17 protein-coding genes and 1 tRNA gene are annotated in these 19094 nt (G+C 64.7%); 13 read left to right on the top strand and 5 right to left on the bottom strand.

The window, feature by feature from the left end:
- The first annotated feature begins 148 nt into the window (after window positions 1–148).
- Both ABIA90_RS17625 and ABIA90_RS17620 read left to right on the top strand, forming a co-directional pair.
- Window positions 149–898, top strand: a complete 750-nt coding sequence (locus ABIA90_RS17625) for a M15 family metallopeptidase (RefSeq protein ID WP_354117962.1) — start codon at window positions 149–151, stop codon at window positions 896–898.
- A gap of 54 nt (window positions 899–952) precedes the next feature.
- Window positions 953–1717: a CPBP family intramembrane glutamic endopeptidase gene (locus ABIA90_RS17620; RefSeq protein WP_135215726.1), complete on the top strand. Its 765-nt coding sequence runs from the start codon at window positions 953–955 to the stop codon at window positions 1715–1717.
- Between the two features lie 15 nt (window positions 1718–1732).
- Here the strand turns inward: ABIA90_RS17620 and ABIA90_RS17615 are convergent, their stop codons facing one another.
- Together ABIA90_RS17615 and ruvX are read right to left on the bottom strand one after the other, a co-directional pair.
- Window positions 1733–2656 (bottom strand): AEC family transporter, encoded by a 924-nt coding sequence (locus tag ABIA90_RS17615; protein ID WP_166097093.1) that lies wholly within the window; start codon window positions 2654–2656, stop codon window positions 1733–1735.
- Window positions 2657–2659: 3 nt separating this feature from the next.
- Window positions 2660–3145: a Holliday junction resolvase RuvX gene (gene ruvX / locus ABIA90_RS17610; RefSeq protein ID WP_028150651.1), complete on the bottom strand. Its 486-nt coding sequence runs from the start codon at window positions 3143–3145 to the stop codon at window positions 2660–2662.
- 46 nt (window positions 3146–3191) lie between these two features.
- On the opposite strand from ruvX, the gene ABIA90_RS17605 reads away from it, so the two are divergent.
- Window positions 3192–3407, top strand: a complete 216-nt coding sequence (locus ABIA90_RS17605; RefSeq protein ID WP_028155062.1) for a hypothetical protein — start codon at window positions 3192–3194, stop codon at window positions 3405–3407.
- Between the two features lie 67 nt (window positions 3408–3474).
- Here the strand turns inward: ABIA90_RS17605 and ABIA90_RS17600 are convergent, their stop codons facing one another.
- Together ABIA90_RS17600 and ABIA90_RS17595 are read right to left on the bottom strand one after the other, a co-directional pair.
- Window positions 3475–4410: a cyclase family protein gene (locus ABIA90_RS17600; protein ID WP_071913117.1), complete on the bottom strand. Its 936-nt coding sequence runs from the start codon at window positions 4408–4410 to the stop codon at window positions 3475–3477.
- Window positions 4411–4597: 187 nt separating this feature from the next.
- Entirely contained in the window at window positions 4598–5488 is an 891-nt protein-coding gene (locus ABIA90_RS17595; protein WP_354117963.1) for a LysR family transcriptional regulator, read from the bottom strand.
- A gap of 97 nt (window positions 5489–5585) precedes the next feature.
- On the opposite strand from ABIA90_RS17595, the gene ABIA90_RS17590 reads away from it, so the two are divergent.
- The 10 genes from ABIA90_RS17590 to ABIA90_RS17545 all read left to right on the top strand — a co-directional run bounded on the left by ABIA90_RS17590 (window position 5586) and on the right by ABIA90_RS17545 (window position 16157).
- Window positions 5586–6611, top strand: a complete 1026-nt coding sequence (locus ABIA90_RS17590) for an NAD(P)H-dependent flavin oxidoreductase (RefSeq protein WP_354117964.1) — start codon at window positions 5586–5588, stop codon at window positions 6609–6611.
- 105 nt (window positions 6612–6716) lie between these two features.
- Complete coding sequence (locus tag ABIA90_RS17585) at window positions 6717–7793, top strand: NAD(P)H-dependent flavin oxidoreductase (RefSeq protein WP_354117965.1); 1077 nt, start codon at window positions 6717–6719, stop codon at window positions 7791–7793.
- Window positions 7794–7870: 77 nt separating this feature from the next.
- Window positions 7871–8158, top strand: a complete 288-nt coding sequence (gene gatC, locus ABIA90_RS17580) for an Asp-tRNA(Asn)/Glu-tRNA(Gln) amidotransferase subunit GatC (RefSeq protein WP_028150645.1) — start codon at window positions 7871–7873, stop codon at window positions 8156–8158.
- 79 nt (window positions 8159–8237) lie between these two features.
- Window positions 8238–8453 carry a hypothetical protein gene (locus ABIA90_RS17575; RefSeq protein ID WP_014494728.1) on the top strand — a complete coding sequence of 72 codons (216 nt, stop codon included), beginning with the start codon at window positions 8238–8240 and terminating at the stop codon, window positions 8451–8453.
- Window positions 8450–9925, top strand: a complete 1476-nt coding sequence (gene gatA / locus ABIA90_RS17570; RefSeq protein WP_063982825.1) for an Asp-tRNA(Asn)/Glu-tRNA(Gln) amidotransferase subunit GatA — start codon at window positions 8450–8452, stop codon at window positions 9923–9925. The genes ABIA90_RS17575 and gatA overlap by 4 nt, the downstream gene beginning before the upstream one ends.
- The gene (locus ABIA90_RS17565) at window positions 9916–10218 is read left to right on the top strand and encodes a hypothetical protein (RefSeq protein WP_028155069.1); all 303 of its coding nucleotides are present in this window, start codon (window positions 9916–9918) and stop codon (window positions 10216–10218) included. The genes gatA and ABIA90_RS17565 overlap by 10 nt, the downstream gene beginning before the upstream one ends.
- On the top strand, window positions 10215–11693 hold the full coding sequence (gene gatB / locus ABIA90_RS17560) for an Asp-tRNA(Asn)/Glu-tRNA(Gln) amidotransferase subunit GatB (protein ID WP_354117966.1): 1479 nt from the start codon (window positions 10215–10217) through the stop codon (window positions 11691–11693). Before ABIA90_RS17565 ends, gatB begins: the two co-directional genes overlap by 4 nt.
- A gap of 1510 nt (window positions 11694–13203) precedes the next feature.
- Window positions 13204–13470, top strand: coding sequence for a hypothetical protein (locus ABIA90_RS17555; RefSeq protein WP_014494734.1), 267 nt, complete (start codon window positions 13204–13206; stop codon window positions 13468–13470).
- Between the two features lie 445 nt (window positions 13471–13915).
- Window positions 13916–14009, top strand: a tRNA-Ser gene (locus tag ABIA90_RS17550).
- Window positions 14010–14585: 576 nt separating this feature from the next.
- Window positions 14586–16157: a porin gene (locus tag ABIA90_RS17545; RefSeq protein WP_071913168.1), complete on the top strand. Its 1572-nt coding sequence runs from the start codon at window positions 14586–14588 to the stop codon at window positions 16155–16157.
- A 477-nt stretch (window positions 16158–16634) separates the two neighbouring features.
- Here the strand turns inward: ABIA90_RS17545 and ABIA90_RS17540 are convergent, their stop codons facing one another.
- A complete protein-coding gene (locus ABIA90_RS17540; RefSeq protein WP_354117967.1) occupies window positions 16635–19031 on the bottom strand; it encodes a lytic transglycosylase domain-containing protein in 2397 nt (798 codons plus the stop codon).
- Window positions 19032–19094: the final 63 nt, after the last annotated feature.

Raw genomic sequence — 19094 nt, 5'->3', positions numbered from 1 at the left:
GGGAGTTATCCCCTGATCTGTCGGTGCGGGCTCATCCTCTCCGTCATGCCCGGGCTTGTCCCGGGCATCCACGTGCTTCATTCGCATTTGACGTAAAAGGCCGTGATGGCCGGGACAAGCCCGGCCATCACGATGTGGGGAGCTCCAGTTGAAAACAATTTTGATCGCGCTCTTGGCAGCAATCGTTATCAGCGAAGCCCACGCCCAGTCGCTCCCCGGCGGCTTCGTCTATTTGCGCGACATCGATCCCGGCATCATCCAGGACATCCGCTACGCCACCTCGAACAATTTCGTCGGCCGTCCGCTCGCCGGCTACGGCGCCGGCGAATGCGTGGTGAAGCGGGAGGTGGGGCTGCGGCTGAAGGCGGTTCAGCAGGAGCTGGCGGCGCAAGGCCTGTCGCTGAAGATGTTCGACTGCTACCGGCCGGCGCGGGCCTCGCTCGACATGGTGAAGTGGTCGCAGAACGGCTTCGAGACGGCGGCCGAGCGGCGCTATAATCCGAAGATACCGAAGAGCGAGCTGTTCCGCCTCGGCTACATCGCGAGCCGCTCGCAGCATTCCACGGGCGCGGCGCTCGATCTCACGCTGGTCGATCTCAAGGCTGACAATTCCGCCAGATACGACCCGTCGAAAACTTATGCCGATTGCACGGCGCCGGTCGAGGCGCGATTGCCGGAGGGCAGCGTCGACATGGGCACGGGCTATGACTGCACGGACGCGAAGGGGCATACCGCTGTAACGTCGATCAATCCGGACCAGCGCGCCTGGCGCAAGCGGCTGGTGGCCGCGATGGCGAAGCAAGGCTTTGTGAACTATGCGAAGGAGTGGTGGCATTTTTCCCTGCCGGGGGCGGGCGGGGCGGCCTATGATTTCCCGATTCCGCCGCGAACGAAGTAGATCGTCGTGCGAACGGCCCCGGAATGACGGTGCCGTCCCAACGAAAGCGCTTGAATGGACTCCCTCAATCCCGATCTCCCGCCGATGACCGTGACGCCAGCCGCACCGCGCGTCTGGAAATTCTGGGGCACGGCGGTGTGGGGCCTGCTTATCTTCGTCGCGATGTTTGTCGGCCAGATCGGTGCCATCCTCTATCTGGCCTGGGACCGTGGCGATCCCCTCGACCTGATGTCGATCCAGCGTGTCGGTCGCGAGCCCGCGGCGCTCGCGCTGTCGGTGACCATGGGCCTGCCGGCGACGCTGGCCGCGGTATGGCTCGCCATCCGCATCAAGAAGGCCTCGTTCGTCGATTACCTCGCGCTGCATTGGCCGTCCTGGAAGCAAATGCTGTTCGGCGCCATCGGGCTTGTCCTGATCGTGGTTGCCTGGGAGACGATGTCGCGGAGCCTTGGCCGCGAGGCGACGCCGGGCTTCATGACCGATCTGTTGAAATCGGGCCGCGACAAGGGCGCGGCTGTGATGCTGCTGTTCGCGTTCAGTGTCGCTGCGCCGATGTCGGAAGAGGTTTTGGCGCGCGGCTTCCTGTTTCGCGGCTGGTCGGCGAGCTTCCTGCGCGTGCCCGGCGCGATCATCCTGTCGTCACTGGTGTGGACGGTCGTGCACCTGCAGTACGACCTGTACTTCCTCGCGGAGGTCTTCTCCATCGGCCTGTGGTTCGGCTACATGCGCTATCGCGCCAACTCGCTCTGGCTCACGATCGTGCTGCATGCGCTGAACAATCTGACTGCGGTGGTGCTGACGATGTGGCTGGGGAGCTGAAGCCTCGCACGAGGTCTAAGCCACCAACGCGATCGCGATCGGCATCGTGACCGCCGCCAAGATCGTCTGCAGCGTGATGATCTGCGCCAGCAGCGGCGCATCGCCGCCCATCTGGCGGGCCAGCACATAGGCGCTGGGCGAGGTCGGCACCGCCGCGCAGATTGCGACGATCGCCAGGCTGTCGCCCGAGAGCCCGAACCAGGCGGCGAGCGCCAGCGCGAGCACGGGCATCAGCGCCAGCTTGAACGCCACGCCGATGGTCGCGCTCACGCTCGGGCGGAGCAGGCCCTTGAGCTGCAGACCGGCGCCGGTGACGAGCAGGCCGATGGCGAGCGAGGACCGGCCGAGCGCGTCCGCAACCTCGTGCCAGATCTTTGGCAGCGGCAGATGGATGACATTGATGACGAGGCCGATCACGCAGGCCCAGATCAGGGGATTGCGGACCACCGTCATGACGATGGCGCGGGCCGATTGCTTCTCGGGCGAAGCATAGTGCGCGAGCACGGCGACGCTGAACACGTTGACCAGCGGAATGATCGCGACCATCGCCACCGAGGCCAGCGCCAGCCCGACATCGCCGAACATGTTGGCGGACACCGAGAGCGCCACATAGGTCTGCCAGCGCGTCGCGCCCTGGAAGATCGAGGTGAAGGCGGGACCGTCGATGTCGAACCGTGCGAGCGCCGGGCGGAGCGCGAGGCAGAGCAGCGACATCGCGAGCACCGACAGCAGCAGCGCGCCGCCGACGCCGGCGACCGGCACCCTGGAGAGGTCGGCCTTCACCAGCGTCTGGATCAGCAGCATCGGGAACAGCACGAAATAGGTCAGCCGCTCCAGCCCGTGCCATTGCGTGTCGAGCCGCATCAGGGTGCGCCTGAGCACCACGCCGAGCACGATGAGGATGAAGACCGGCAGCAGCGCCGCGATCACGACGGCCATGGATCAGCCCGATGCCGCGCGAAGATTGGCGAGGCGGTCGAGCGCGCCTTGCAGGATGAAGATCGCGGCGTGCTCGTCGATCACTTCGGCGCGCTTGGCGCGGCTGACATCCATGCCGATCAGCTCGCGCTCGACGGCGGCGGTCGACAGACGCTCGTCCCAGAGGCCGATGGGGAGTGTGGTCAGCCCGGCAAGGTTGCGGGCGAAGGCGCGGGTCGATTGCGCCCGCGGGCCCTCGCTGCCGTCCATGTTGATGGGCAGGCCGAGCACGAAGCCGACCGCCTTGCGCTCGGCCGCGATCGCGAGCAGCCGGGCGGCATCCTGCTTGAACGCCTTGCGCTGGATGGTCTCGACGCCGGTCGCTAACCGCCGGTCCGGATTGGACACGGCAACGCCAATGGTCTTGGTGCCGAGGTCAAGGCCGACCAACCCGCCGCGTTCGGGCCAGTGGGTTGCAGCATCGATCAGGGGCAGGATAAGAGCCGGCATGGGACTAGCGCTTATCACGCGTCGCGCTGCGGAGTGAACCCGGAACATGGATGCACTGACACTATTCGGCCTGTTTGCCGTGACGGCGATGCTGGTCTGCTATGCCCTGGAGGATCGCAGCCATTGGTTCGTGCTGCTGTTCGCGGTGTCCTGCGCGCTCGGCTCGGCTTACGGCTTCCTGCAAGGCGCCTGGCCGTTTGGTCTCGTCGAAGCCATCTGGGCCTTCGTTGCATTGCGGCGATGGCATCTGAGGCCGCGATGACGGACAGGTCGGGCGAGGGCGCCTGCCGGGCGGCAGGCCGATCCTCGCCCGCTGAGTACGTCGCCGATCAGCGGATCGCGATCGGGTTGATCATCGCCTGCACGCCGCCGGTCCAGCGCGGCTGTCCGAGCACGAACAGGAATTCGTAGCCCTTGTCGCGAGCGAGCGCGGCGGTGTCCATGTTCTCGAGAATGTAGGTCCCATTCATCGCGAGCAGGATCTGGTGCACCTCGAACACGTTCTTGGACTCGAACGGCAGCACCTCGAGCGCCCAGGTGTCGGCACCGATGGCGACCACGCCCTTGCCGGTCAGGTACTTCGCGCCTTCGACGCCGAGACCGGGCTCGCCGGCCGAATAACGCTTGTCGTCCTTGCCGATCAGACTGAGCCAGCCGGTGTGGAAGATGACGACATCGCCCTGGCGGATCTCGACGTTCTGCTGCTTGGCGGCTTCCTCGATCTCCTTGACGTTGAAGGCGGTGCCTTCCTTCACGATGTCGGTTTTGAAATAGGCGGCCATGTCGAGCAGCACGCCGCGCGTGACCATCGGTGGGACCTTCTCGATACCGAGCTTCTTCAAGCCATTCGGATCGGCGAAATCGGCGAGCTTGTTGCCGTTGTAATAGACGTGCTCGACGCCGAGATGGCCGAGGCCGTCGAGCTGGCTGCCGATGCCGACCCACGTATCAAGAATGTCGTCGTTATAGGTCGCCTTGTTCGGACCGAGGCCCGGGCTGCCGGCCTGTCCGGGCTGAACGATGGTGAGCTTGAACGTGCGTGGCGGATAGGCGGGTGTCTGTGGCGTGACGGGAATGCCGAGGGCGTAGGTCTTGCCGGTCTTCACCAGCGAGGCGGCCTTCACCACCAGCTCCGGCGTCATGTAATTGGCGGCACCGATCTCGTCGTTCGGTCCCCATTTCGATTTGGTCCAGTCTTGTGCGCTTGCAGTTCCTGATATCGCCGACAACGCGGCGACACAGCACAACACGAGCGTATTGCGCATCGATAGTCCTCCCGATGTTTTGGCTTCGTTGTGTTTTTGCGCTGGCCAGTGGCACATCCTAACGTAGAACGGATGCGTGCTTCAAAGCATTTCGCGGTGCCGCGCTGCGGCGGCTGAACGCAGCGCAGACTAATTCAAGCGCGATGGATTTGTGACGAATTTCGCCACGTGGAACGCTGCGCCGGTGTCAGGCCGCGATAACGTCGTTGTCTTTCTTCAGGCAGGACATGAAACCTTGAAGCGCGCTGTATTGATGTCCGGCGCTGCGCTGGATGAAGAGCGTCTCGACGCGCGCATGTGACGAGCCCAGCGCGTGGATCGACACGCTGCCGGCCATCGCGCTGCGTTCGACCACGGCGCGCGGCAGCAGCGTCACGCCCATGCCGGCGGCGACACAGCCGATCATGCCGTCGAGCGTGCCGAGCTCGAAGCGTGCGGCCGACGGCCAGCCGAACTCGACAAAGATCTGTTCGAGACGCTGGCGGTAGGTGCAGCCGGTGCGGAACACCAGCGCAGTCGGACCGGACTCCGGCGTGCCGGCGCGCAGCTCGGCGAGCGAACCCCAGCGCCGCGCGCTGACCAGCACCAGCTCTTCGCGAAACGCGCTCGTCGCAGTGAGGTCGGCATGTGCGATGGGACCCGCGACGAAGGCGCCGTCGAGCGTGCCTTCGAGCACGCCCGCGACGAGGTCGGCGGTGGTCGCGGTGCGCAGGCTCAGCCGCACGGCAGGGAAGTTGCGGTGGAAATCGGCGAGGAGGGACGGCAACCGCACGGCTGCCGTGGTCTCCATCGAGCCGATCGCGAGCGGTCCCTTCGGCTCGCCGTCGTCACGCGCGGCAAGCACGGCCTCCCGTGATAGCGCGGCCATCCGTTGTGCGTAGGGCAGGAGGCGTTTGCCGGCGCCGGTCAGCGTCATGCCACGGCTGTGGCGTTCGAACAGCGGTGTGCCGATCTCCGCTTCCAGCGCCTTCACGCGCTGGGTGACGTTGGATTGCACCGTGTTCAGCTCTTCGGCGGCGCGGGTGATGCCGCCGGTGCGGGCGACGGCGGCAAAGGTCTGGATATCGCTGAGTTCCATGGCGTCGTTTCGCTTTTGTGATGGCAGCGTTCGCAACAATTCATTTTTCGAGAATGCTAGTCGCGCCTAGTCTCCCTGTCCAGATCAGGGAGGGGCTATGCCCATTGAGACGTCGCTGACCAGGCTGCTGGAGATCGAGCATCCCGTCCTGCTGGCGCCGATGGACATCGTTGCCGGCAGCCGGCTTGTGACGGCCGTGAGCCGTGCCGGCGGTTTCGGCATTCTGGGCGGCGGCTATGGCGAGAAGGTGTGGCTGGAGCAGGAGACTGCGAAGCTCGCGGGGTTGTCGGCGCCATTCGGGATCGGCTTCATCACCTGGAGCCTCGCCAAGCGGCCCGAGCTGCTCGATGTCGCTCTTGCCGCAAAACCGTCTGCGATCATGTTGTCGTTCGGCGATCCCGCGCCGTTCGCGCCGAAGATCAAGTCCGCAGGTGCACGCCTGATCTGCCAGGTGCAGGATGAAGCCATGGCGCGGCAGGCGCTCGATGCCGGCGCCGGCATCCTGATCGCGCAGGGCACGGAGGCGGGCGGTCACGGCGCCTCCCGCACCACCGTCGATCTCGTGCCTGCAATCGTCGATCTTGCCGCGGGCCACGTGCCTGTCGTCGCGGCCGGCGGCATCGCCGACGGGCGCGGTCTCGCCGCCATGATGATGCTGGGCGCGAGCGGCGTGCTGCTCGGCACGCGCTTCTATGCGAGCCAGGAGGCTGATGGCGCGGAGGAGGCCAAGCGGCGTATCTGCGCAGCGAACAGCGGCACGACCGTGCGCGGCATCATCTTCGATCTCTCGCGCAACAATGTCTGGCCGGCGCCGTTCACGGGAAGGTGCCTCATCAACGACCACGCCAGGCGCTGGATCGGCCGCGAGGTCGAGCTGATGCAGAATGTTGCCGCAGTCGCGGCGGACTATGCGGCCGCGAAAGCAGCCGGCAATTTCGATGTCGCGGCCGTGATCGCGGGCGAGGCGGTCGGATTGATTCATGATATTGCACCGGCGGCCGAGATCGTGGAGCGGATTGCGATTGAAGCGGAGCAATTGCTCGCCGGCCGGCGCAACTCGGTTTCTTCTTTTCCTTCTCCTCTTGTGGGAGAAGGTGGCGCGGATGCAATCCGCGCCGGATGAGGGGGCTGTCTCCGCGGATGCAAACCCCTCACCCGTCTCGCCGCTGCGCGGCGATCCACCCTCTCGCACAAGGGGAGAGGGAAGAGCGAACATGAGGCAAGAATTATGTGGCCTGACCGTCGACTGATCGATCTCTTCAAGACCGAATTCCCGATCGTGCTGGCGCCGATGGCCGGTGTGATGGATGCCGAACTGGTGATCGCCGTGGCTGAGGGCGGCGGGCTCGGCTCGCTGCCGAGCGCGATGCTGTCGCCGGAGAAGGCGCGCGAGCAGGTCAACATCATTCGCCAGCGGGTGAAGGCGCCGGTGAACATGAACTTCTTCTGCCACACGCCGGTTGACCTCACAGCCGAAGCCGAAGCGCGCTGGAAGCAGCGGCTCACGGGCTATTACACCGAGCACGGCCTCGATCCCGCAGCGCCCATCAACGCCGCGAACCGTGCGCCGTTCGACGCCGCGTTCTGCGAGGTCGTCGAAGAGCTGAAGCCGGAGATCGTCAGCTTTCATTTCGGCCTGCCGGAGCAGGCGCTGCTCAAGCGCGTCAAGGCTGCCGGCTGCCTCGTCATCTCGTCCGCCACGACGGTGAAGGAAGCAGTCTGGCTGGAAGAGCGCGGCGTCGATGCCGTGATTGCGCAAGGCGCCGAGGCCGGCGGCCATCGCGGCATGTTCCTGACCGACAAGATCTCCGAGCAGCCCGGCACCTTTGCGCTGGTGCCGCAGGTCGCCGACGCCGTGAAGGTGCCTGTCATCGCGGCCGGCGGTATCGCCGACGGGCGCGGCATCGCCGCAGCCTTCGCGCTCGGCGCATCCGGCGTGCAGATCGGCAGCGCCTATCTGCGCTGCCCGGAATCCAAGGTCAGCGCGGGCGGGCGCAAGGCGCTCGCTGAAGCGCGGGACGATTCCACCGTCATCACCAATGTCATGACCGGGCGTCCGGCGCGCGGCGTCCAGAACCGCCTGATGCGCGAAGCCGGCCCGATCTCGCCCGAGGCGCCGCCTTTTCCCCATGCCGCGACCGCGCTGGGGCCGCTCAAGGCAGCTGCCGAAAAGCAGGGCAGGGTGGATTTCACCAATCTCTGGGCCGGCCAGGCCGTGGCCCTGGGCCGCGAGGTCCTCGCAGCCGAATTGACCCGGGATTTTGCCAAATCGGCCCTGGCCCGCATGAAGGGATTGGCTGGCTAAGGTCGCGCCGCCGGTTGCGGCGCAAAACCGGCCTCTGCTATACGGCAGTTAGATTTTGCCGTGAGAGGCCTTATATAATGTCCGTCGACGCCACTACCGTCCGCCGCATCGCGCATCTGGCGCGCATTGCGGTTTCCGAGGGCGAGGTTCCGCATCTGCAGGGCGAGCTCAACGCCATGCTCGCCTTTGTCGAGCAGCTCTCGGAGGTCAACGTCGAGGGCGTGGAGCCGATGACCTCGGTCACCCCGATGCAGATGAAGAAGCGGCAGGACGTGGTCAATGACGGCGAGATCGCCGACGATATCGTTGCCAACGCGCCCGCGACCGAAGGTCACTTCTTTCTTGTGCCCAAGGTGGTCGAGTGACGTAGCGTTTTCGAGCGAAGTGGAAGCCGGTTCGCGTAAAGAAAACGCGTCAAACTAAAGAGCCTTAGGACCAAGTCCGATGTGCATGCTTTGCGACGATGAGAAGGCCTATCAGGCCTACATGAACTATCTCGACAAGATGGAGCGGCAGGGCAAGGCTGCCGATCCCAACGTCGCCGTCAATGCCGTGCTCGACGAGATCGAGGCCGCCGCGAACGCCGCCGCCAAGAAAAAAGACGACCCGGCCAACGACAAAACCCTGTCTCCGTTCTTCTGCAGCCCGATCAATAAATGACCGATTTGACATCGCTGACGCTCGCCGAGGCCCGCAAGGGTCTCGCGGCCAAGACTTTCACGTCCCTCGAGCTCACCGACGCGCATCTGAACGCGATCGAAGCCGCACGCGTGCTCAATGCCTTCGTGATGGAGACGCCCGATCGCGCGCGCGACATGGCCAAGGCCGTGGACGAGAAGATCGCCAAGGGTGAGGGCGGCCCGCTCGCCGGCATCCCGCTCGGCATCAAGGATCTGTTCGCGACCAAGGGCGTGCGCACCACGGCGTGCTCGAAGATTCTCGGCAATTTCGTGCCGACCTATGAGTCCACCGTGACCTCGCAGCTGTGGCGCGACGGTGCGGTGATGCTCGGCAAGCTCAACAATGACGAGTTCGCGATGGGCTCGGCCAACGAGACCTCGTGCTTTGGCCCCGTCGGCAATCCCTGGCGGCGTGAGGGAAGCAACACGACGCTGGTGCCAGGCGGCTCGTCCGGCGGCTCGGCCTCGGCCGTGGCGGCGCTGCTGTGCATGGGCGCGACCGCGACCGACACCGGCGGCTCGATCCGCCAGCCGGCGGCGTTCACCGCGACGGTCGGCATCAAGCCGACCTACGGCCGCTGCTCGCGCTGGGGCATCGTCGCCTTCGCCTCCTCGCTAGACCAGGCCGGCCCGATCGCGCGCAGCGTGCGCGATAGCGCGATGCTGCTGCGCTCGATGGCCGGGCACGATCCAAAGGACACGACGTCGGTCGACATTGCCGTGCCGGACTATGAGGCCGCGATCGGCAAGTCCGTGAAGGGCATCAGGATCGGCATCCCCAAGGAGTATCGCCTCGACGGCATGCCGGCCGAGATCGAGAAACTCTGGAGCGAGGGCGCGGCCTGGCTGAAGGCGGCCGGCGCCGAGCTCGTCGAGGTGTCGCTGCCGCACACCAAATACGCGCTGCCGGCCTATTACATCGTGGCGCCGGCGGAGGCGTCCTCCAACCTCGCGCGCTATGACGGCGTCCGCTACGGACTGCGCGAGCAGGGCAAGAACATCATCGAGCTCTACGAGAACAGCCGCGCCGAGGGTTTTGGCGCGGAGGTGAAGCGCCGCGTCATGATCGGCACCTATGTGCTCTCGGCCGGCTATTACGACGCCTATTATCTGCGTGCGCAGAAGGTGCGGACGCTGATCAAGAAGGATTTTGAGGACTGCTTCGCCAAGGGCGTCGACGCGATCCTGACGCCGGCGACGCCGTCGGCGGCCTTCGGCATCGGCGAGAAGGGCGGGGCGGATCCCGTCGAGATGTATCTCAACGACATCTTCACGGTGACCGTGAACATGGCGGGCCTGCCGGGCATCGCCGTGCCCGCCGGCAAGGACGCGCAAGGCCTGCCGCTCGGCCTGCAGCTGATCGGACGTCCGTTCGACGAGGAGACGCTGTTCTCGCTCGGCGAGGTGATCGAACAGGCCGCCGGCCGCTTCACGCCCGCGAGGTGGTGGTGAATGTCGCCGCGTTCATCGCGAGCCTCGACGGCGCGGCGCCCGCGCCGGATCTGAGTGCGCCGCTCGCCGGCCTCTGGTGGGCCGCGAAGGGCGACTGGGATCAGGCGCACAAGATCGTTCAGGACGAGAGCAGCCGTGACGCTGCCTGGGTGCACGCCTATCTGCACCGGGTCGAAGGCGATCTCGGCAATGCCGGCTACTGGTATCGCCAGGCCGGCCAACCCGCGGCAAAGGATTCATTGGAGGCGGAGTGGGAGCGGATCGCTGCCACGCTGCTCGGGAGCAGGACATGAGCACGGCCACGCACAAGCTTCTCAAGGGCGCCACCGGTGACTGGGAGATGGTCATCGGCATGGAGATCCATGCCCAGGTGACGTCGAACTCAAAACTGTTCTCGGGCGCCTCGACCACGTTCGGCGGCGAGCCGAACAGCCACGTGTCGCTGGTCGATGCCGCGATGCCAGGCATGCTGCCCGTCATCAACGAGGAATGCGTCAGACAGGCTGTCCGGACCGGGCTCGGGCTGAACGCGCAGATCAACCTGCGTTCGGTGTTCGACCGTAAGAACTATTTCTATCCGGACTCGCCGCAGGGCTACCAGATCAGCCAGTACAAATCGCCGATCGTCGGCGAAGGTGAGGTCGTGGTCGAACTGGATGGCGGCAAGACCGCGACCATCGGCATCGAGCGCCTTCATCTTGAGCAGGACGCCGGCAAGTTGCTGCACGATCAGTCGCCGGCCATGTCCCATGTCGATCTCAATCGTTGTGGCGTGGCGCTGATGGAGATCGTCTCCAAGCCCGACATCCGCGACGCCGAGCAGGCCAAGGCCTATGTGACCAAGCTGCGCTCGATCCTGCGCTATCTCGGCACCTGCGACGGCGACATGGAGAAGGGATCTTTGCGCGCCGACGTCAACGTCTCCGTGCGCAAGCCAGGCGCGCCGCTCGGCACCCGCTGCGAGATCAAGAACATGAACTCGATCACCTTCATCGGCCAGGCGATCGAGTACGAGGCGCGGCGCCAGATCGAGATCCTCGAGGACGGCGGGGAGATCGACCAGGAAACGCGGCTCTACGACCCCAACAAGGGCGAGACGCGATCGATGCGGTCCAAGGAAGAGGCGCATGACTACCGCTACTTCCCCGATCCCGACCTGCTGCCGCTCGAATTCTCGCAAAGCTTCGTCGACGAGCTGAAGACAGAGCTGCCGGAGCTGCCGGACCAGAAGAAGGCGCGCTTCGTCGCCGACTTCGGCCTGTCGGCTTACGATGCGAGCGTGCTGGTCGCCGAGCGCGAGAGCGCGGTGTTCTACGAGACGGTGCTGGACACGCTCGGCAACCGCGCCCGCGACGGCAAGATGGCGGCGAACTGGGTGATCAACGAGCTGTTCGGCCGTCTCAACAAGGAAGGCCGGGATATTACGGCCTCTCCCGTCAACGCCGAGCAGTTGGCTGCGATCATCGACCTGATCGGCGAGGGCACGATCTCCGGCAAGATCGCCAAGGATCTGTTCGAGATCGTCTGGCAGGAGGGCGGCGATCCGCGCGCGCTGGTCGAAAGCCGCGGCATGAAGCAGGTCACCGATCTCTCGGCGATCGAGAAGGTGGTCGACGACATCATCGCGGCCAATCCCGACAAGGCCGCGCAGGTCAGGGACAAGCCGCAGTCGCTCGGCTGGTTCGTCGGTCAGGTGATGAAGGCGTCCGGCGGCAAGGCCAACCCGCAGAGCGTCAACGACCTCTTGAAGTCGAAGCTCGGCATCTGACGTCACACGTTCGAACGAGGTGACGGATACGCTTCGTCACCTCGTTTCCGGTTCGCGCTGCGACGCTCGCGCGCACCCTCGGCGGCAAACTCCATCCCGACCGACGGCGATGCGGCGGCCGAATCGCCGCCACGCGATTCGCGCAAAACGGCGGCTTCCACACGCGCTGACGAGCGCTTGCGCCGTTAAGCATGAAAATATTTTCGTTGCCAAAACTCGCGACTCAGAGTCCGCGAAGCGCCCTTGCGCGGCGATCGCGGGATCGACCATGCACATCATCGCATCGCGCATGCGCAATGCGCGCGTGCAGAAAAATACTTGCCGTGTAGTGTTTTTCTGCAATCGCATCTCGCGCAAACATCGACGATGCGGGCACTCCCCGCGATCGCAAGCACGCGTCATGCAGTGCGCCCGCATCGCGCTCGCCAAGCGCAGGCGCGTTGTGCCGTCAACACTTCTTTAAGCGAGAAGCTGTTTTTTTCGTCGTGTTGGTGTATTCGGGATGAGTGTGCATTCGATCCCCGACTGCATGCAGCGATTACAGCCATCTCACACATCGGAGGGCAACATGGCCAAGAAAGCGAAGAAGGCGAAGAAGGCGAAGAAGGCGAAGAGCGCAGTGAAGAAGACTGCGAAGAAGACCCGCAAGGTCGCGAAGAAGAAGTAACTTCGCTTCTGAAGTTGCCGGCTCCTAGAGAGCCGGCACGTCATCAGCGCCTTCTAACAGGTTCTGGTCGGCGATAGAGGGTGTCGGCGAGACATCAGGCCAACGGTCGGATCGTTCTCTTTCGCGGGTTCGCTCGCCAAAGTACGGTCCGGCAGAAGAAACAAGTTTTCTTCGTTCGGTGCGGTTCTCCTTCTCAAGGGCTCCGCAATTTCACAAGCGGCCTTCGGGCCAACGTGGAATCTGGTCCTGACGTGTTCGCCGACGCCCTCGTTCTTTTGAGGCCGGGGTATTGCCGGCATTCCCTTTTCCCACATTGCTGATCTGACCGTGACGTGGCCGCGCTGCCTTGGGGCAGGCGAGGGCTGCGGCGAACTGTCGTTTGCCGCGACGGCGCGCCGCGCAGGCGCAATGCGAAGCCGTCGCTCCGATTCCTAAAGTCGCGCGCTTCGCGCTGCGCGGCCTTGTCGGCCACGGGGTGGCCACGCGAGGCGCCCGTGTGGCTTTGCCGGCGCGCCCCTCCCACAACGCGCCCCTCCCACGAATTGTAACCGCAGGACACGCGTCACCGCGCGCGATGGTTATCGTTCTCCCAAGATCCCAGGGTAAACCGAATCTGACGAATCGCAGAAGTGCCTGCAAAGTGGGGACTTCTTGCATTCGTCGCGCGCGCCCCGTGCGGGTGCGTTTACGTCTGCTTCATCGCGATACTTAAACTGCCATTCAAATTTGCCCGCCATCATCGCCTTCAACAAGCCGGCAAACGGCATGGGGATGAGTTGAACAGGTCTTTGGACGGGAGCCGCGCTCGGGGGAACGAGGCGGCAGAAAAAAAGGGGATGCGTTATGTTTCAGGGTACTTTCGATCTGGAGACGGCGACGCCGATCGACGCGAGCGCGCTGTCGGACGTGTTGTTCGAGCGCGGGATCTATTGGGCGAGCGGCCGCTCCGGCCTCGTCGACCTCGTCGCCGCACATAAATGGTTCAACCTCGCCGCGCTGAAGGGCCGCAAGGACGCTGTGGCGCTGCGCCAGGAAGTCGCCGGGCAGATGTCGGACGCCGAGATCTCGGCCGCGCAGCGCGAGGCGAGGGCGTGGGTCTCGGCTCACTGAGCCGAGAATCGCATCCACCCCCTTGTCTTCACTGGCAGCCCGATTGCGCTCAATCAAGTTCCTTCGTCGAGTCGCCGCATCGACCCGCGCGGCATGACCGAGCCGCCGCCCGACGATTCCGCTCTGGAACCCGGACGGCCGCACAAGACGGGCCTCTTGCCGGGGATATAGAGGTCTTGGGCCTTCCGTCCCGGCGCAGCTCCGGCGTCTGGTTCAATATCTGAGCCGGCGAGGTGGTGCTGAATGCGCCCTCGCAGCGGCGGATCCGGCAATCCCGTGGATGGATGCACACATATATAGAGAGCGCGAATCGGCTGCGCGTGCCGCGCTGATCCATGCGCCAGGCTTTCGCGGTCGTCCGGCGGTCGCTTTCAGGTGAAAGAACGCACAGACCTTGATTCTGCCGCTTGCGGCTCGCCGCCGTGTCGGGCATACCCGGCATATTGGAGACGTGGCCGAGTGGCTGAAGGCGGCGGTTTGCTAAACCGTTATAGGCTTGTAAAGGCCTATCGAGGGTTCGAATCCCTCCGTCTCCGCCAGCCGAGCTGTCCGCTCCGGTCTCAATCATCCCCACCATCGATAAAGAGCCTTCGCAGCGCGCCTTGAGCGTTGCCGCGACCATGTCTGCGCCTGGTGGAGAGTCGCGGGAAGACCTGTGTGCCTTCTCCTTGAGTCTCCTTCTGATTCCACGATTCGTGCGCGTCAAAGCCTGTTCAGGCCGGAGTTCCGTCCACAACGCCTCAGGTGGGGAATTTTGACGGCAAACGGAACCGTCCTAGAAAAATAAGCAAAAACAATATGTTGCGAGAGCGCTTCGATCACATCTGCGTGTTATTTGTGCAACACCCTTCGGAAAACAAACGTCATGGGCTCGCTACGGAGCGTTCTCTTGTTGTGTGTGCAAAGACGTTCGGTAATTGTGACTGAGCGACGGAGGGGGGCATCCCGAGGTCGTCCCGTTTTAGGTGGTTCGCTTAAGTCCCTCGCGTTCAGCGGGTGTGTCCGAAGGCGCGAAGCGACTAAGCGGTGAGTTAAGGGACAAGGGAACCAACCTTAGGGTGTCGTCACCCAGCGGATCCGGAACCTTCCCTATAGAGCAAACTTGGAGGTTTAACATGAAGTTGGTTAAGAGCCTTTTGCTCGGTTCAGCGGCAGGTCTGATTGCCGTTGGCGGAGCACAGGCAGCCGATCTCCCCGTGAAGGCCAAAGCGGTCGAATACGTGAAGATCTGCTCCCTGTACGGTGCCGGATTCTACTACATCCCGGGCACTGACACCTGCATCAAGCTGGGTGGTTACCTGCGTGCTGAAGTCGCGATCAACGCTACCGATTTCAACGGTAACTTCAGCAGTGTTAACGGTTCTGCGAACCGTCTGACGAACTACTACGTCACTCGCGCCCGTGAAGACTTCAACGTCGACACGCGCACCGCGACCGAATACGGCGTGGTTCGTACCTTCGCCGACGTGGTGTTCTCGTGGACGACGGATAACTACACGGGCAACGGCACCGGCAACGGCTCCACCGTTTACTCGCAGCTCGGCGCTACGGGCGTTGGCGGACCCAACAATGCCACCTCAGGCGCAATCGCCGGCGGTACGCTCGGCGTGTACTACGCCTTCATCCAGTTCGCGGGCTTCACGATGGGTAAAGCTGTTGCCCAGTTCGACGCTCCCTGGACCAACTATCCGGGTAACAACTTCGACGGTCTGACCGGCGGCGGCGGCACGGTCACTGGTGTGAACCAGTTCACCTATACTGCCGACTTCGGTCAGGGCATAACTGCCGCGATTTCGGCGGTGGATCCGACGGCCTACTATCAGAGCAACCTGTACAACACCAGCGCCGGCGTTTCGGTCGCGAATTTTGGTACCGGCGGCTACGGCATCAATGCCTTCGGCGGCACGCGGGCTCCTGACATCCAGGGTATGGTCCGTATTGACCAGGCTTGGGGTCTGTTCCAGTTGTCCGCCGCGGCGCACAACAACCACGTAGCGTACTACGCGACTCCGGGGCTTGTCGGAACCGAAGCGGCCGGTCATCCGGGCGACAAGTGGGGCTGGGCTGTCCAGGCGGCATTGTCCATCAAGAACATTCCGACTGGTGCGGGCGACGTGATCAACGTCCAGGCGGTCTACACCGATGGTGCGACCCGCTACAACTTCCAGAGCTTGGCTTCGCAGAACTATGCAATGTTCGGCGGTACCAACCTGGCTGGTGCCTATCAGAGCATTGGCCTTGCCGGTGCGGCTGACGGTGTGTTCGCCAACGGAACCGGTATCAACACGGTTACGAGCTGGGGTATGCGCGGCGCCTACACCCACAACTGGGATCCGTACTGGAACACCGCGATCTACGGTTCGTACGCTCAGCTGACGTACAGCAACGGTGGTGCGACTCTCATTTGCAACCAACTCGCTACGTTGGGTGCAGCCACTGCGGGTATCACCTCTTGCAACCCGAACTTCAACCTCGGCACGATCGGTCTGATCACCCGCTGGACGCCGGTGAAGAACCTGACCTTCTCGGCGGACGTGGCTTACACCATGCTCGACCAGAAGTTCGCGGGCACGATCAGCACGCTCGCTGCTGGCCCTGCGGCAGTTGTCGCAAAGCCGGGTGCTGTGTACGAGCTGAAGGATCAGAACACGGTCAGCTTGCTGCTCCGCGCTCAGCGCAACTGGTAAGTTTGGTCTAACGACCTGACAGAGAGCCCCGGCGGGAAACCGCCGGGGCTTTTCTTTTGGCGGCATGGCTGTTCTAACGCCGCGGAATGCTGGCGGAGGGCTGGCGTTGCTCCCGTGCTCCATCGTCCGTGACGATCTGGACGAGGCTGTTACGGAGGAGGGGCCTCTGCGCTGCGGGCATCTGCGCGCAATGTATGCAACGGGCCGCCTGCCGTTGACCGGCATGGCCTTGCAAGCGCCCCACCGTCCTGACGCTGCAGCAGGCGGCGATCGACGCCTTCATGTTCGAGGACGTGGAACGGCGAGCTTGCCGATCGGACTACGACCAGGGAGCGCTCAGGGCTCAGCGTCGAGCAAGGCTCGCCTGAAGATCACGCGCGAGCTTCAGCTCTTCTTCAGCAGCTCACGTCCGGACGCGCTGCGGCGCTCGCCGCCGACGCTCTCGGCGGTCAATCGGGAGCGCACAGGAGGATGGCTCTATTCCACGCTGCCGGTGCCGCGGCGCAGGTCAGCTTCGATCTGCAACCGTGTGCCGCCGCCGAAGCGAGCGCGGTAGACCTGAAGATTCTCCATGATCCGCTGCACGTAGTTGCGCGTCTCGGAGAACGGAATCAGCTCGACCCAGTCGACCGCGTCGACCTTGGGATCGCGTGGGTCGCCGTAGCGGTCGACCCATTTCTTCACGCTGCCGCGGCCGGCGTTGTAGGCGGCAAAGGTCATGATGTAGGAGCCGCGGTAGTCCTCGAGCAGTCCGCCGAGCTCGGCCGAGCCGAGCGTGGCGTTGTAGACCGAATCGTTCTTCAGCCGCCCCAGATCGTAGGTCGCGCCGTGCCGCTTGCAGACGTAACGCGCGGCGTCCGGCGTCACTTGCATTAGGCCGTAAGCCTGCGCCGGCGAGACCACGGAGGGGTTGAACGCGCTTTCCTGCCGCGCGATAGCATAGACGATACTGCGCTCGACCTCGGGGCCGATCGGCGTGAACTGCGGAATGCCGTTGACGGGATAGGCGTAGAAGTCGAAGGGGAGGCCGCGGTTGAGCGCAGCCTTGCCGAGCAGCAGCATGCCGCGCGCGTCGCTGTAGCGCTGGGTGAGCTCGCCAAGGCCGGCAAGCGCCTCGGGATCGCCGTTCTCGCCCATGTCGGCGAGAACAGGTATCGCCATCTCGCGTTCGTCGAGCTCGTAGAGCAGGTGCGCGGCGCGCACGATCTCCAGCCGTTCGGCGCCGCGGCCGCGCGGCTGGCTGTTGAGCTCGATCTGCGGCAGGCCGAGTTTTGCGCGCGCGAGCTGGCCGTAATAGCTGGTGGATTGCTCGGCCGCCCGGGCGTAGGCGTTGCGCGCCTCCTGCTGGCGGCCCGCCGCTTCCGCCGCGCGGCCCTGCCAATAGCCGGCGCGCGCCAGCGTGGTCGGATTGACGCTGCCGACGCCGATGCGGGCGAAATGCTGGGTGGCGGCGGTGGGGTCGTTGAGGAAGCGCAGCGCGATCCAGCCGGCGGTGAACTCCTGCTCGGTCTTGTAGATGTCGCGCGAGGGCAGGGCCGCATCGCGCGCGATCAGATAGGCGCTGCGGAATTCCTCGGTGTCGATCATCTTGCGCGCCAGCAGGCGCCGCTCGATCCACCATTCATCGAGATTGTAGAGCCGGTTCGGATCCTTCGGCGCCGACAGCATCAGCTGGGCGGCTTCGGCAAACTTCTCCTCGCGGCGCAGGAGCTGGATCTTGCTGAAGATGAAGCCGGGATCGTTGTGCAGCTCGCGCGGCACGGCGTCGAGCAGCGCTCGCGCATTCGGCGCCTTCTTGACGGAGGCGATGCGGGCCTTGGCCAGCGCGACATAGCCGGCGCCGAGGCGTTTTGCGGCGCGGAGCGCGGCTTCGTTCTCGCTGCCGTAGAGCAAGGTGTCCATCCGCGCCTTCTGGTCGCCCGGCGTCAGCAGGGCGCCGAACTGGTCGAGCGCGTTGTTCTCGGTCTCCTCCGACATCGGATCACTGCGCCAGGCCTCGCGCACCAGCCGCTCGGCATTGGCGCGGTCGCCCCGCGCCAGCATCGCCTTGGCGAGCGTGAAGCGGCCCTTGGCGGACACAGGCGATTCATTCTCGAACCACGACCACGCGACCGAATCGTCGCGCCTGTCGTCCCACATCGCGGCCTCCAGGCGCCGGCGCAGGAAGGTCTGCGACGGCCAGCTCGGATTGGCGGAGAGGAAGGCGCGATAGCGTTCCACGGTCGCGCCATTGTCCTCGCTGCGCAGGATGATCCATTCGGCGAGCTTTCGTGCGACGGGATCCGAGATCGAGGCGGCGTAATTGGTGGCGTCGGCCGCCTTGCGCTTGCGCACGAGTTCGATGACGTTCTCAAGCGTGTCCTTGTCGGCCTGCGACGTCGAGGAGGTCGCAGCGACCGCGGCCGGCGTGACCGGCTTGCGCGGCGCGGCGTGCTGGCGGGTCGCCGGCGCAAGCAGAGGAGCTGCGACGGGTTTGGCGACGGGCGCCGGGGCGGCAGGCCTGACGGTGGCCGTCACGGCCGGCGCGGGTGCGGTTTTGGGGGGCGAGCCGTTGGCGGCCGGCTGTGGTTTTGGCGCGGCGGCTGCGGGCTTGGGCTTGTCCTTGGCGGGTTCCTTGCCGGCGCTTTTGCCTGCATCCTTGGCGGCGTCCTTGCCAGCATCCTTGCCAGGTTTCTTCGCGGCATCCTTGGCCGGGGCGGCAGCTGCTCCCTTGCTCGCGCCCTTCGGTGTTTCCTTGCCGGTTCCCTTCGTTGTTTCTTTGGCTGATCCCTTTGCGGCGTCCTTGGCCGCCGGCTTCGCGGTGTCCTTGGCGCCGTCCGCGGGTGTCTCATTGGACTTGGCCAGGGCGGCGCAGCCGACCGACAGCCCGGCCATGAGGCACACGGCCAGACCGGTGGATCGCCATGCGGAACGAGGAAAGGAGGTCACGGCGTTTGG

It is taken from the genome of Bradyrhizobium sp. LA6.8, from assembly GCF_040547935.1.
GTDB lineage: Bacteria > Pseudomonadota > Alphaproteobacteria > Rhizobiales > Xanthobacteraceae > Bradyrhizobium > Bradyrhizobium barranii.
The sequence above is the reverse complement of the archived record's forward strand: the minus strand, read 5'-3'. Positions and strand labels throughout refer to the sequence as shown.